The sequence below is a fragment of the Koromonas humicola genome, assembly GCF_059726255.1.
Map to the genome: position 1 here is coordinate 4,571,864 of NZ_AP040873.1, position 13,442 is coordinate 4,585,305.

Annotated in this window: 13 protein-coding genes; 9 read left to right on the forward strand and 4 right to left on the reverse strand. The window is 58.0% G+C overall.

The annotated features are described in order from the left end of the window. Positions 1-2 precede the first annotated feature (2 nt). From AC6IZD_RS19935 to coaE, 9 genes are all read left to right on the forward strand, one after another. Positions 3-1,109, forward strand: a complete 1,107-nt coding sequence (locus tag AC6IZD_RS19935; RefSeq protein WP_497785528.1) for an FxLYD domain-containing protein — start codon at positions 3-5, stop codon at positions 1,107-1,109. A 6-nt stretch (positions 1,110-1,115) separates the two neighbouring features. After that, the gene (locus AC6IZD_RS19940; protein WP_497785530.1) at positions 1,116-1,967 is read left to right on the forward strand and encodes a hypothetical protein; all 852 of its coding nucleotides are present in this window, start codon (positions 1,116-1,118) and stop codon (positions 1,965-1,967) included. An 8-nt stretch (positions 1,968-1,975) separates the two neighbouring features. Next, on the forward strand, positions 1,976-2,506 hold the full coding sequence (locus AC6IZD_RS19945) for a hypothetical protein (protein WP_497785532.1): 531 nt from the start codon (positions 1,976-1,978) through the stop codon (positions 2,504-2,506). Between the two features lie 151 nt (positions 2,507-2,657). Continuing rightward, a complete protein-coding gene (locus AC6IZD_RS19950; RefSeq protein WP_497785534.1) occupies positions 2,658-4,784 on the forward strand; it encodes a tetratricopeptide repeat protein in 2,127 nt (708 codons plus the stop codon). Between the two features lie 162 nt (positions 4,785-4,946). Continuing rightward, positions 4,947-6,074 (forward strand): deoxyguanosinetriphosphate triphosphohydrolase, encoded by a 1,128-nt coding sequence (locus AC6IZD_RS19955; protein ID WP_497785535.1) that lies wholly within the window; start codon positions 4,947-4,949, stop codon positions 6,072-6,074. Between the two features lie 165 nt (positions 6,075-6,239). Next, positions 6,240-6,968 carry a sulfite exporter TauE/SafE family protein gene (locus AC6IZD_RS19960; protein ID WP_497785537.1) on the forward strand — a complete coding sequence of 243 codons (729 nt, stop codon included), beginning with the start codon at positions 6,240-6,242 and terminating at the stop codon, positions 6,966-6,968. A gap of 191 nt (positions 6,969-7,159) precedes the next feature. Further along, entirely contained in the window at positions 7,160-7,684 is a 525-nt protein-coding gene (locus tag AC6IZD_RS19965) for an REP-associated tyrosine transposase (protein ID WP_497785539.1), read from the forward strand. Positions 7,685-7,879: 195 nt separating this feature from the next. Then, on the forward strand, positions 7,880-8,623 hold the full coding sequence (locus AC6IZD_RS19970; RefSeq protein WP_497785541.1) for a hypothetical protein: 744 nt from the start codon (positions 7,880-7,882) through the stop codon (positions 8,621-8,623). Positions 8,624-8,990: 367 nt separating this feature from the next. Then, positions 8,991-9,611 (forward strand): dephospho-CoA kinase, encoded by a 621-nt coding sequence (gene coaE / locus AC6IZD_RS19975; protein ID WP_497785542.1) that lies wholly within the window; start codon positions 8,991-8,993, stop codon positions 9,609-9,611. Between the two features lie 6 nt (positions 9,612-9,617). Here the strand turns inward: coaE and AC6IZD_RS19980 are convergent, their stop codons facing one another. The 4 genes from AC6IZD_RS19980 to AC6IZD_RS19995 are packed head-to-tail and all read right to left on the reverse strand — an operon-like array spanning position 9,618 to position 13,403. After that, positions 9,618-10,127 (reverse strand): lipocalin-like domain-containing protein, encoded by a 510-nt coding sequence (locus AC6IZD_RS19980; protein ID WP_497785543.1) that lies wholly within the window; start codon positions 10,125-10,127, stop codon positions 9,618-9,620. Positions 10,128-10,175: 48 nt separating this feature from the next. Continuing rightward, the gene (locus tag AC6IZD_RS19985; protein WP_497785544.1) at positions 10,176-11,291 is read right to left on the reverse strand and encodes an ABC transporter permease; all 1,116 of its coding nucleotides are present in this window, start codon (positions 11,289-11,291) and stop codon (positions 10,176-10,178) included. Further along, on the reverse strand, positions 11,288-12,328 hold the full coding sequence (locus AC6IZD_RS19990) for an ATP-binding cassette domain-containing protein (protein WP_497785546.1): 1,041 nt from the start codon (positions 12,326-12,328) through the stop codon (positions 11,288-11,290). The genes AC6IZD_RS19985 and AC6IZD_RS19990 overlap by 4 nt, the downstream gene beginning before the upstream one ends. A gap of 10 nt (positions 12,329-12,338) precedes the next feature. After that, the gene (locus AC6IZD_RS19995; protein WP_497785548.1) at positions 12,339-13,403 is read right to left on the reverse strand and encodes an HlyD family secretion protein; all 1,065 of its coding nucleotides are present in this window, start codon (positions 13,401-13,403) and stop codon (positions 12,339-12,341) included. Positions 13,404-13,442 lie beyond the last annotated feature (39 nt).

The following is a 13,442-nucleotide window of genomic DNA, read 5'->3' on the forward strand; positions in this document are numbered from 1 at the left end:
CCATGAATAGAGTTCTGTCCTTCGTTCTGCCAGTCGTGCTCATCGTGCTTGCTGGTGCACTGGTCGCAGCCGCGACAATGCATTCCTCGGCACTGACTCCGGCGACGACTCCAGAAGGAGCCGTGCTTGCGTTGATGAACCACGTCAAGACTCACGACACCGATGGCGCATACCGCTACGTCGCCAAGGCAAGCAACACTGCCCTGCCCGATTTCGCACGCGACATCTTCGGCCAGGAAGGAAATCTCCGAACCTACTCTTCGTTACAGCAGTTCGATACCAAGGTGCTGCGTGAAAACGATCAGGAAGCGACCGTGCGAGCAAATCTCCAATGGGCCTCGGCCGTTGGAGCCGTGTATGACGCACGCGACTTGAAGGTCGTTCGCGAAGACAACAGTTGGAAAGTCCTTTGGCCGGTCAAGGCACGCCAGAAAGTTCCGCCGCAGGTGATTCCGGTGAACTATCTGCGTTGGGATATCGTGACGCGCGGGTCAGACGATGACTGGGGTGCGCAAAACGTCGAAGCCCCACACGTCCGCATCATCTCCATGAATCCGGTGGAGAAAGACGGAAGCTTCATCCTGCTTGGTGAGATTGAAAACGAAGATACCGTGCCCGCATTTGTTTCCGTCTCGGCGGCGCTGATCGGTCAGGATGGGCAGCAGATCGCGCAGGAAGAGAGCTTTGACAAGATCAGCCACGTGCTGCTTCCAAAAGAAATTTCGCCCTTCCGTATCGATTTCCCAAACATGACGCGCTCGCGCATCAAGAGCGTTCACATGCAGCCCAACGCTATGCTCGTGCCGGCTTCGGCCGATCCCGTCATGGGAGTCATGCACCAAGCTTTGCAGAAGGATGCGCGAGGACGCACGGTGCTTACGGGCGAGCTGATGAACCAGAGCGGACAGACGGTCAACATCCCGCACGTGCTCGCCACGTTCTATGACAACTCGGGCAAGGTCATCTGGGTTTCCGACGGCTATGTCGATCAGGCGCTCGCGCCGCAGACTCCAGTTCCCTTCAGCGTTGACGTGCGCAACGATCTGGCGGCACAGATTCACAGCTATCGAGTCACGGCGAACCAGTACAGCCGCGACCGCGTGCAATAAAAGGACATGAACTCACTCAGGCGAACACTTACGGTCGGCGTTCTCTGCGCGACTTCTACTCTGGCCTTGGCGCAGATGAAGTTTTCCGGCTCCGGGCAGGCTGGTGCAGAAGCAACATTGCAACTGCCCGGCTCGGGCTCGGCCACCTTATATATATTCGGTCCTGGCGGAGCCTCGAAGCGAACGGTACAACGCGGCACGGTAACAATCCCGGGAGATGAACTGCGCGTGGCAGGGCAGTACACCGCCATCGTCGATGGCCAGCGCACATCGTTCTTCGTCAAGCCTGCACCGCTTGCGAAAATGTCCTTCATCACTCACCCGTCGCGAGTACCTGCCGCGGCGAACGGGGCAATCATCGGCTCGGCATTCCTCTTTGACCAGTATCAGAACCTCGTTCTCGCGCCTACTCCCGTCACCTTCCGTCTTGGCGTGGAAGGTAGCGCCACTGAAGAGCGCAAATCGACAGGCAAAGACGGCGTGGCTTGGGTGCAAATGAACTCCGGACGGCGCAGTGGCCCGGCACAGTTCATCGCCAGCTCAGGTGATGTCAGCATTCGCCGAGTCGTTCAGCAAACGGCTGCCGACCCATGCCGCATTCGCCTGAAAGCCTCACGCGCTTCCGATGGCAACATCCTGGTCGAAACCGATCCCATTCAGGACTGCTCCGGGAATGCCGTGCCCGACGGAACCATCGTGACCTTCACCTCCGTTGACGCTGCTGGTCGAAGCACCGTGGACGCCCGCGTTAAACGCGGGTTTGCCCGTGCCGAACTGCCAGCGTCGAAATCGGCCACTCTCTCGGTCGCCGCCGGAGTTGTTCTGGGCAACGAGATCCACTGGGGAGGCGGAGAATGACCCCGAAAATGAACCTTTTGCGAGCCGGACTGAGCGCATTGTTGTTGCTCGGAGTCACGGCTGCTCCCATTTCGCTCCCGGTCACCTTGCGTGCTGCATCCACCGCTCCGCTCGCGGCCTTCGATGTTTCCAGCGTATCTCCGAGGCCGATTGAGGACACAACCTCCGCCTCCGTTCAGCGTGATTACGCCCACGCGTGGAAGTCCCTTGTGAACGCCCTCGAGGACAACCGGGCCGAGCTGCTGAATGAAAACTTCACCGGAACCGCGCGCCAGCAATGGCAGGATGCGATCCAGTCGCAAAAGCAGAACGGGCTAAATCGCAAGATTGTCGATCACGGGCACCACGTTCGCGTCACTTTCTACTCGCTCGATGGTTCGGCCCTTCAGGCTACCGATACTGCGGACCTCGAGGTCCAGTACCGCGATGGCAGCAAGGTGCTTTCGACCGAGCGCATACAGGCCCACTATCTCGTGCTTCTCACGCCAGCGGAGAATAGCTGGAAGGTCAGAATCATGCAGGAAGTTCCGCCCACCTAATCACTTACGAGCTGAGCGCCAGCAATTCAGGAATGCGCAATACGTATCTCCCGCCTTAGGTAATGGGTATTCTGTACTATTTATTGGCCTAGAATAGAAAATGCTTCGGTAGTAAGTCTCCGAGCATCCAAGTACCATTGGCTTGGTGAACATGAGAATTTTTCGCAGCTCGCTCCTTACAGCCCTTTTGGGATCTTCGCTAGTAGCTTTTGCTCAACAGCCTGCGAGCGCATCGCAACCGACCGAGCCTTCCGGCAAGTCTGCGCAAACAGCAGCAAAGCCCGAAGGAAAATCGGAAACTCCGGCCAAGCCGCAGCCCAATCGCGCCGACGCCTACTACCATTTCCAGCTCGGACACATGTACGAGGAGATGGTAGCTGTCACTGGCCGGGCGGAATATGCCTCGAAGGCCGTAGAGGAGTACAAGGCCGCTCTCAAAGCCGATCCGAGTTCGCCTTATCTTGCCTCAGCGCTGGCCGAGCTCTACGCCCGCACCGGAGACATTCGTGAGGCCGTCGTTGAGGCGCAGGACGTCATCAATCGCGATCCTGACAACATCGACGCCCGACGCTTGCTCGGTCGCATCTACCTGCGCTCCATCGGTGATCTTCAGAGCGGCACCCAGAGCGACACCGAAACGGTTCTGCATCTCGCGATTGAGCAATATGAGCAGATCGTGCGCCTTGATCCCAAGAGCATTGAGGATCACCTGCTGCTCGGCCGCCTGTATCGCCTGAACAACGAAACCGCCAAGGCCGAATCTGAGTTCCGCACTGCCGTAAACTTGCAGCCCTCCTCCGAAGACGCCGTTACCACCCTGGCGCTTCTATATAACGAAGAGGGGGATTCGAATCGCGCTCTGCAGATCCTGAACTCTGTTCCCGAGACTGACCGCTCACCGCGCGTTTACTCGGTTTTGGGCTATACGTACGAGCAGAAGAAGGATTACAAGAATGCCATTGCGGCCTATCGCAAGGCAGTCGATCTCGATAAGGATAATCTGGATGCGGTTCGCGGACTTGCGCAGAACCTGCTGAATGACAATCAGACCGAAGCGGCACTTGAGCAGTACAAGACCATTGCCGAGGCTGATCCTCAGGACGCGCAAACACTTCTACACATTTCCGAGATCTACCGTCGCGATGGTCAGTTTGAGAAGGCTCTCGAAACCCTGAACAAGGCCCAGGCCATTGCGCAGGATTCGATGGAAATCGACTACAACCGCGCAGTGATCCAGGAATCCCTCGGCAAGTTTGACGAAGCCGCTCGCGGCCTCGAAGATCTCCTCGCCCGTAGTGAGAAGTCCAACGGCATCTATTCGCCTTCGGAGCGCAACAACCGCGCAATCTTCATTGAGCGGCTCGGCACCATCTACCGCGACCAAAACAAGACGCAACAGGCCGTGGACACTTTCCGCAAGATGCTCGACCTCGGTGACGAGTCGGCCACCCGCGGATTCCAGCAGATTATCGAGACCTATCGCGACGCCAAGAACTGGCCTGCCGCAACCGCCACCGCCCGCGAAGCCGTGAAGCGGCTTCCAAAAGATCGCGGCTTGCAGATGGTTCTCGCCGGGCAGGAAGCCGACAATGGGGAAGGCGATGCAGCGATTGCCCGTGTAAAGACGATGTTCAACGGCAATCAGTCCGATGACCGCGAAGTCTGGATCACCCTGGCACAGATGAACAGCCGCCTCCGCCGCTATTCCGAAGCAGAGAAGGCGCTGGCCAAGGCTCTCGAGCTTTCAACCAAGCCTGAGGAAAAGAACTACGTGAACTTCATCGCCGGTTCGGTTTACGAGCGGCAGAAGAAGTACGACGAAGCCGAAAGCTACTTCCGCAAAGTGCTGGCCGACGATCCAAAGAACGCCGCCGCGCTCAACTATCTTGGCTACATGCTGGCCGACCGTGGCACGCGACTCGAAGAAGCGCTTTCGCTCATCCGCCGCGCCGTCGCGCTCGATCCACAGAACGGTGCCTACCTCGACTCGCTGGGTTGGGTCCACTTCAAGATGGGTAAGTATGACCTTGCCGAATCCGCCCTGCGCAAAGCCATCGATCGCATCGACAACGATCCGACCGTGCACGAGCACCTCGGCGATGTATATCAGAAGACCAATCGCCTGAGACTTGCCGCCACCCAGTGGGAGCGTTCGTTGCAGGAGTGGAAGCGCACTGTCTCCGCTGAAGTCGAACCCGAGGACGTCGCCAAGGTTCAGAAGAAACTCGACGGCGCCAAGGTCAAACTCGCGAAGCAGCAGGAAAGCGCCAGTAAGTAATCACGCGCAAGCGCAATGAATCAGCCGCCAGTTCCACTGGCGGCTTTTCTTTTTGCATTCAAGCCATCCGCACTGTGAGGGTGGCCCATTCAAGCCCTCTTTTGGCTTGTCACACATCCCACCTCTCCGCCAATCTTTCCCCGCAGTGCTACACTTGCCTGCATGCTCGCCTCCTATGCAGTGCGGGTCGAGTCCTCGTTGGGACGCCGCTATCCCGAGCCGCCGCATCCTTATCGCGATGACTTCCAGCGCGACCGCGATCGCATCATCCACGCGCGCGCCTTCCGTCGTCTAGAGAACAAAACCCAGGTCTTCACCAATCGGCGGTCCGATCACTTCCGCACCCGTCTGACTCATACCATCGAGGTCGCGCAAATTTCGCGCACCATCGCCTCGGCGCTCCACCTCAATGAAGGACTCGTCGAGGCCCTCGCGCTCGTGCACGACATCGGGCACCCGCCCTTCGGACACTCCGGCGAACGCTCCCTCGATCTTGCCATGCGCGAGTATGGCGAGCGCTTCGACCACAACCTGCACGCTCTCCGCATCGTCGAGCAGTTCGAGCAGCGCTACGCTGCGCATCCCGGACTCAACCTCACCTTCGAAGTTCGCGAAGGCATCATCAAGCACTCGCACGACTACGCGCCTGCCGACTATCCCGAGCTCGCCGAATACCTGCTCGACCAACGGCCTCCGCTCGAAGCCCAGCTCATCGACCACACCGACGAAATCGCCTACAACACCGCCGACCTCGACGACGGCTACGAAGCCCGCCTGCTTAAACTCGACGACATTCGCCGCGAAGTCTCGATCTTTGACCGCTATTATTGCGAGATCGAGCGCGAATACACCGCCGTCCGCGACATGCTCAAGTTCAACGAAGCCTTGAAGCGCATGTTGAACCACCTCGTTACCGATCTCATCGATAACAGCCGCGCGCGCATCGCAACCGCCGGAATCAATACTGTCGAGGACGTACGCCAGCACCCCGAGCGCCTTGCCGCCTTCAGCCCCGCGACCGATCAAGAGCGTGCGCAGTGCAAAGAGTTCCTCTACCGCAACCTCTACCACAGCGAGAGCCTGCGGCCGCAAAAGGCCGACGGAGAGCGCGTCGTTCACGACCTGTTCCGCTACTGGATGGAGCACCCGCTCGATCTACCTTCCAGCTACCAGCGCCAAATGCAGTCTGAATCGCACGCCCGCGTCATCTGCGACTACATCGCCGGCATGACCGACAACTACATCCTCGACCAGTACAAAAAGGTCCGGGCAAAAACGTTGACCATATAGCCGAACTCAGGGTGGCCCAGAGTTGGCGAGTTTCCAACTCTGGGGCTACAGGTCGATGCAAAAAAGCTCTGAGCTCTTCGATAATGCGATTCGGCATTGGAACTGGTGAACTTGGCGCGTGCCCATCCAAGCCCGCTTCTATTCCACTCGACGAGGTAGGAGGCAATGACCGAGGCAGTTCGGTTACTGGCGCTTGGTGCGGTGGCCTTCGTTGCTGCGATGTTGGCCGCAGTAACAGGTTTCGGCGGAGCCGCTGTGCTGCTCCCGATGCTTGTGCTGGTGTTCGGTGCTCGAGAAGCCATTCCGATCCTCACTGTCGCACAACTCATTGGTAATGCAAGCAGAGTGTGGTTCAACCGTCGACAGCTTGACTGGAAAGTCGTGGGTTGGTTTGCTTTGGGCGGAGTGCCCACCGCCATCATCGGCGGAATGCTGTTTGCTCGTGCTCCCCTTGCAGCACTAGTCAGAGTCTTGGGCGTGTTCCTGATTCTGACAGTCGTATGGCGGCATATTCGGTCAGGCGCCGGATGGAAGCCACCACTAAAAGCGTTCGCCGCGATTGGAGCGGTAGCTAGCTTCTTATCCGCCCTTCTAGGGAGCATTGGGCCTTTAATGGCTCCATTGTTTCTCGCCTACGGTCTTGTAAAGGGCGCATACATCGGAACAGAAGCCTTAGCAACGGTCGTGATGCACATTGCCAAACTTGCGGCGTACAAACAGTCTGCCATCCTTCCTACACACGCCGTATTGGCTGGCCTGGCGCTTGGACCAATCATGGTAGGAGGGTCATTGGCAGGAAAGCGGATTGTGGATCGCATACCAGAGCGTATCTTCGTCCTCATCATCGAACTGACACTTCTTGCAGCAGGCCTACTGTTCATTGTGAAAGGATGAAGAACCACTGATGGCCCACTTAACTGCTCATCACTTACTCCCCGAGGGTGGCCCAGAGTTGGCGAATTTCCAACTCTGGGGCTGATTGCATCGAGCTGCCTGCTCAGATCGGCAACTTGCAATCCGCAAGCACACATCCCGCTGTCGTCTCCATCACAGATTTCATTCAAAATTCGATCTAGCGTTACTGCATGCACACGGGCCTAGTGCGATTGCAGCAGACGGGACACTCGCACTTCATCACTTTCACTTGCTATCGACGCAGAGCATACCTGACCAACCCGCACGCCTGTGCCGTAGTGTTGAACGCGCTAGAGAACACTCGCAAGCGATATGGCCTGCGAATCTACGGCTTCGTTCTCATGCCCGAGCATGTCCACCTCCTTTTGAGCGAACCGGAACGCGGCACGCTGGCGCAAGCATTGCAATCGATGAAGAGCGCATCTGCACGCGTGGCCCGATGCACATTGAACAAACAGAATGCCCCCGACACTGCCTTCTGGCAGGCACGATACTACGACCGCTACATGAGAGATTTTGATGAGTTCTCGCAGAAGTTGCGATACATTCATCGCAATCCGGTGAAGCGCCGACTGTGCTCATCAGCCGATGAATGGCAATGGAGCAGTTTCAGACATTACTGGAGCGGTGTGAATATTGGAGTCCAAATCGAATCGGAGTGGACGGCGCGTGCGAGACAAGCAAACGTTCGATGAGATGCAAACAGCCCCAGGGTTGGGAAAACGCCAACTCTGGGCCACCCGCCCAGTTCATTTCCGGCGGTGCTCATGATCCGTTCGGTGGTTCTTCACTCGCTCAGGCCGCAGATGGCTGGAACCCCGGGGATCAATACGTGCCCTTGCGAAAGATTCCTGGGTCGGGAAATACGTTTTGGGGGGTGAAATAGCACAATGATGATTCGTCATTTGTTAATTCGTGTTTTAATGGCGGTTCTTCTTTTTGTTCCGACTGGAGCCGAGGCCCAGGGCAAACTTTCCACGGTAGAGAGTCAGCAACTTGAGTCACTCTTACGCAAGGCTATTTTGTGGGACGCGTTCTGGAATCCGGGTGAATGCAACAGCGCGCGCGGGACAAACCTATTTACCGACCTTGCAGGGAAGAGCGGGCAGGAAACTGAGATTGAAATCAAAGTAGAAGACAAACGTATCCTGGTAAGTGTTCCTGTGCTGGAGCGCTACTATGTTTTCGATAGGGCGTCGGGGAGAATTGGGCCCGGTTTTCCCTCTTTTCGGTGTGCTTCGACTAAGGATGTTTTCGATATAACGTTGACTGCACGATTCAAATTGCCAATTGCGAGCAGGGATTTAGACCGTTCTCAGTTAGCGGCAAACAGGCCTCTGGTTCCATTGGTCGTTTCGGCCTCTAGGAAGGACTTTGGCCAGTTTTGCACGAAGGGTCAGCGGGCTATCCTTCATATCGCCGCCTTCCAGAAAGGAGACCCTGGGGCATTTGTGTATCTGTCAACCGAAGATAGAAGAACTCGGTGCATTCAGCGGATAAATTTTGGGCTAACGGACAGCGGACAAGATGAAACCTGGGCGACTAGTTGCAACGAAGGACTGAATCATGAACTCCGGCTTAAGATAGAACGCAACAGGGCCTTTGAGGCGATACTTCTCTGCCCAGATCGATAGCGCGACCGCCGGCGGATGGCCCACGGCGGGGTGGCCCAGCTTCATTTGCTTGTGTGGGGCAGTTCGTGGCACGGAGCAAGGGCGGGTGGCCCAGAGTTGGCGCATTTCCAACTCTGGGACTGATGGCTTCGAGCACCCTGTCAACCCCCCTGAAAACCCTCCAATCCTTCCAACTCACACAAACCAACGCAAATATACTTTCCGCCCCCACTGAGGGGATCGCCACCCCAACTTTGTTACTCTGAACTTAGGGGGATTTCGGCATATATTTGTCGTGTAACTCCTTTGTTTCCGACTTTTTGCACGGAAATATAGGGGGGAGGGGGTCTGGCTTGCACCCCTGCTCCAAAAAGCTGAAACTGATCGCATGTTGAAGGTCGGCTTGACAGGCGGAATAGCCTGCGGGAAAACAACGATTCTGGCGATGTTTGCCGAGCTTGGAGCGCACACCTTGCGCGCCGACAACGTTGCGCATCGCCTCATGAATCCCGGCGAACCGATGTTCGACGCGATCGTCGCGGCATTCGGCGAGGAGATTCTCGCGCTGGACGGCACCATATCGCGACCGAAGCTCGCCGCTGCGGCTTTCCCCAATCGCATCGCCGAGTTGAATGCCATCGTCCATCCGCGCGTGCTGGCTTTCGAGGACAACTGGATGAGCGACGTCGCCGCAACCGATCCTGAAGGCGTTGCCATCTGCGAGGCCGCATTGCTCATCGAGGCCGGAGGCCTCTCGCGCTACGACCGACTCATTGTCGTGACCTGTAGCCTGGAGCAGAAGATCGAGCGCTTCGCCGAGCGTACTGGAGCGTCGCCGGACGCGGCGCGGGAAGAGGTCCTCAAGCGCATGGCTGCGCAGATGCCCGAGTCGGAAAAGGCCAAGCTGGCCGACTACGTCATCGACAACAGTGGAGACAAAGCGGCAGCCGAAAAGCGAGTGCGCGAAGTGTGGCAGCGGTTGACGGATGAAGCACGCAAGCCGCGTTGAGCGCCGCTACTTAACCTTCTCCCACACCATCGTCCAGTGGCTTTCGCCCACAGGACTTAGCTTCTCCGTGCCGCTGTAGATGAGTTTGCTGTCCTCGAAGCGATAGTTGCGTGGCTTAGGCTCGCCAACCTGGTTCGGATCGAGCGAGACTTCGGGAATGTGTGCGGCGACGTGAGCTTTCTCATCCACCGTGTACGTGCCGCAATACCCGCCGAATCCATCGAAGGCAGTCTTCACCTCCAGCGGCGTCGGATGTTCCGCATCGACCCACTTCGGGCGGTCGGGATCGACCACCTGCGCGCAGACGTGTCCGGTTGCGTCGTACATCAGATATCCCTGCGCGTGCGGACCAAATCCATAAGGCCGCGTCGTGCCGTCCGGCAGAACCTCGGTTGAGGAGACCAGTCGCCATGTGCCCACGAACGGCTTTAGGCTGTCGTTCGCCGCAGCCTTGCCGTTCTCGGCCACGGCCGCTGCGCAGAACAGCAGAACTCCACCTAGCAGAAGCCTTCTCACTCGTCCTCCCTCAACCTGCTTGCCTCAGAGACAAGATGCAGAAATCCCCTACAACGTGCGCTTGAATAGAGGCACGGCGATCGCGAGACTGATGAACCCGAACAGCGTCAGGTAGATGATGTCCTGCGACACCGCTGCCCACGAAGCATCTTTCAGCAGCGTAGCCTTGAGCCCATGCACGGCGAAGCTGAAGGGATCGACGTAGGAGATCACGCGCAGCCACTTCGGGAAAGCCTGCACCGGATAGATCGCGCCGCTTGGGAAGTAGAGCAGCGTGTTGAGGATGCCGAACATGGCGCGTGGCACCAGCGGATCTTCCACCCGCACCATAAGCAGGAACATCATGCCATTGAAGGCGAAGGACGTGGCACAGATCAGCAGGAACCACTGAAGCATGCGATCGGGATGGAATGATGCACCAAGTCCCGCGATCAGGGAGCCCAATACAGTCAATGTGCATCCAGCGAGCACCGCCTTGATCGCGCCAGCCAGGTTCAGCCCCAGCACCATCTCCATCGCCGTGATCGGCGTTACGAGATAGCCCTCGTGCACGCCCCTCGCCTTGTCGTCGATGTACAGCATGCCTCCGCCGATCATGACCGAGACAAACATGGCCAGCGTGATCGAGCCGGGCAACAGGTACTTCAGGTACTCAACATAGGGATAGAGTTCCACTACGTCGAGCGCCACCTCGCTCGGGATGCGCTTGGCTGTGGCTTCGGGCAGGTTGAGCGAGGCCACCAGCTCCTGCATCTTGGATTGCAGGGAGTTGGCCATGAACTGGTCGCTGTTATCCACCACCATGCCTAGCTGAGGATTCTCCCCCGCGTAGTAGCGGCGAGAGAACTGCGAAGGGATGATGAGCGCACCTTCGAGCCGCCCCTGCCGCACATCTTCCCTTGCCCGTACTTCGTCGGTATACGGAACCATGACGAACGTGCGCACGTTGGCCTGCACCGAGCGGAACGCCTCCTGAATGCGAACGGCCTGCGTGCCATGGTCCTCATCCACAATGGCCACGCGCGCGTCACGGATCTTGCCGCCGAAGGCGTTGCCAAGGATTATGAGCTGGATCAGCGGGAAGATCATGGCCGTGACCATCAGCGTTGGGGAACGGAAGAACTTACGCATCTCCCGCTCGATAATGGCTAGCATCCTGGTCATGGCTGCATCCCCGGACGCGGCGGCATCATGAAGCCGAAGGCCTTCACCTGCTCATCGCGGAGCTGGCGGCCGGTGTAGTGCACGAATACATCGTCGAGCGAGGTGTTCTGCACACTGAGGGTCTTGATCTCCACCTTGGCGCGCACGGCCATCTCCACCAGCGCTGTCGTAGTCTGAGTCCCGGTGGTGGTCAGCACTCGATACATGTCGCCCCCCTCTTCCTGCACACTCTGCACCCCGGGTAGGGTGCGCAGCCTCTCCACCCATCCCTCCGGCACCCCCACAAACTGCGCCTCCACCACATTGCTCCCAGGAACGCTGGACTTCAGCGTCATTGGCGTGTCGAGCGCAACGAGCTTACCGTGGTCGACGATCGCGATGCGATCGCAAAGGCGATCGGCTTCGTCCATGTAATGCGTGGTGATGAGTATGGTGAGCTGGCGACGGCTCTTGAGTTTGTTGAGCATCTCCCATACGGCGACGCGCGAGACGGGATCGAGGCCTGTGGTCGGCTCGTCGAGGAAGAAGATGCGTGGATTGTGCACGAGTCCGCGCGCGATCTCCGCTCGCCGACGCATACCGCCGGAGAGCGTTTTCACCTGCGCATCTCTCCACTGCGTGAGATCGACGGCCTCGAGCAGTTCGTCGATGTTGCGCTCGCGCTCGGAACGTGGAACTCCGTAGAGCTTGGCGTAGATCTGCATGTTCTCGGCGATAGTCAGGTCGATGTCGCTAGTCATCGCCTGCGGGATGACGCCCATCATTCGACGTGCGGCATCAGCGTTCTCGCTTACGTCGTATCCGGCGATGAAAGCCTTGCCGCTGGTGATGGGGATGAGGGTGGTCATCATGCGGATTAGCGTGCTCTTGCCTGCACCATTTGGCCCGAGCAGGCCAAAAATCTCGCCATCTTTTACATCGAATGTCACGCCCTTCACGGCCTCAAAATCGCCATACTTCTTGACGATGTTTTCGACGGCGATTGCCTGTCCTTCGTGTCCGGCGTGATGACCTTTTGTGCGACTGAGGATGTTCATTCCAACTCCGCTACTTGCCGTTGAGAAGACGCTTCGGCAGAAGGACCTCGGCAGTCATTCCGGGAACGTAGGTTTCACGCGGGTTATCGATGAGCAACTTCAACCGCACTGTGCGAATGTCGCGCTTAGTGCGGCTGTAATCGCGCTCAGTGGCGAAGTCGGCTTCGGCGGCCTTGGCGATGATCTTGCCCGGAACGCGCTCTCCGCCTGGCATGCGGACGTCGAGCGTATCTCCGAGTTTCACAACCTGTGCCTGCGTTTCAGGGACTGCGGCGTAAACCCAGGTCTGGGTCAGGTCGACGATGGTAACGATCGGCGCGCCGACACTTACGACCTCGCCTTCACGCGCAGCTCGGACGCTAATAGTTCCATTCACAGGCGAAGTTACGCGCGTGTAGTCGATGCGAACCTCAGCTTCCGTGAGCTTCGCGTTGGCGGAGTTCATTTGGCCTTCGGTTGCGGCGACGTTGCTGTGAGCGGCGGCCGCCTGGTTTATCCGCGCACGCATGGTGTTTACCGTTGCTTGCGCGGCATTGACCTGCTCGCGATTGGCACGCACACGTGCTTCATTGGCTGCAAGTGTCTGTTCGGCTCGATCTCGCTCCTGCTGGCTCGCAACACCTTGCTGCGCCAGCGTCACAATGCGCTTTGTGTCGAGCGCTTGCTGATGTGCAACGGCTTGACTTTCTTCTAGCGCGGCCTGGGCCGAGAGTAAAGCAGCCATGGCGTTCTTCAGCTGCGCATCGGTCTCGCCGTGGGTGCTCGCATATGTCGCACTGCTCTGACGAACCTGCGAGCGAAGACTTGCAACAGTGGCGCGGGCGGCATCGCGTTCGGCAGCAAGATCCTGATTATCGATCTGCGCAATCACTTGGCCCTGCTTTACCGATTGGCCTTCGTCAACGAGCAGGTGTTCGATGCGTCCAGCCACCTTGCTACTGACAATCACCTGATTGGCATCCACTGTCCCAATGAGAACAAGGTCGGAGCCGCCGCGTGTCGAATAGAAATAAAACGCGAGCGACAGCAGGAACACGATGCCAAGCATGAAAAAGACGCGGTACTTAGGGTTCATAGCAAAACAATTCCTTCCATCAAGGTCCCGGATAACGAA

Bases quoted from the DNA above. Each gene is read 5' to 3' on its own strand.
- AC6IZD_RS19935 (WP_497785528.1), top strand. From the start codon at position 3: ATGAATAGAGTTCTGTCCTTCGTTCTGCCAGTCGTGCTCATCGTGCTT.
- AC6IZD_RS19940 (WP_497785530.1), top strand. From the start codon at position 1,116: ATGAACTCACTCAGGCGAACACTTACGGTCGGCGTTCTCTGCGCGACT.
- AC6IZD_RS19945 (WP_497785532.1), top strand. From the start codon at position 1,976: ATGAACCTTTTGCGAGCCGGACTGAGCGCATTGTTGTTGCTCGGAGTC.
- AC6IZD_RS19950 (WP_497785534.1), top strand. From the start codon at position 2,658: ATGAGAATTTTTCGCAGCTCGCTCCTTACAGCCCTTTTGGGATCTTCG.
- AC6IZD_RS19955 (WP_497785535.1), top strand. From the start codon at position 4,947: ATGCTCGCCTCCTATGCAGTGCGGGTCGAGTCCTCGTTGGGACGCCGC.
- AC6IZD_RS19960 (WP_497785537.1), top strand. From the start codon at position 6,240: ATGACCGAGGCAGTTCGGTTACTGGCGCTTGGTGCGGTGGCCTTCGTT.
- AC6IZD_RS19965 (WP_497785539.1), top strand. From the start codon at position 7,160: ATGCACACGGGCCTAGTGCGATTGCAGCAGACGGGACACTCGCACTTC.
- AC6IZD_RS19970 (WP_497785541.1), top strand. From the start codon at position 7,880: ATGATGATTCGTCATTTGTTAATTCGTGTTTTAATGGCGGTTCTTCTT.
- coaE (WP_497785542.1), top strand. From the start codon at position 8,991: ATGTTGAAGGTCGGCTTGACAGGCGGAATAGCCTGCGGGAAAACAACG.
- AC6IZD_RS19985 (WP_497785544.1), bottom strand. From the start codon at position 11,291: ATGACCAGGATGCTAGCCATTATCGAGCGGGAGATGCGTAAGTTCTTC.
- AC6IZD_RS19990 (WP_497785546.1), bottom strand. From the start codon at position 12,328: ATGAACATCCTCAGTCGCACAAAAGGTCATCACGCCGGACACGAAGGA.
- AC6IZD_RS19995 (WP_497785548.1), bottom strand. From the start codon at position 13,403: ATGAACCCTAAGTACCGCGTCTTTTTCATGCTTGGCATCGTGTTCCTG.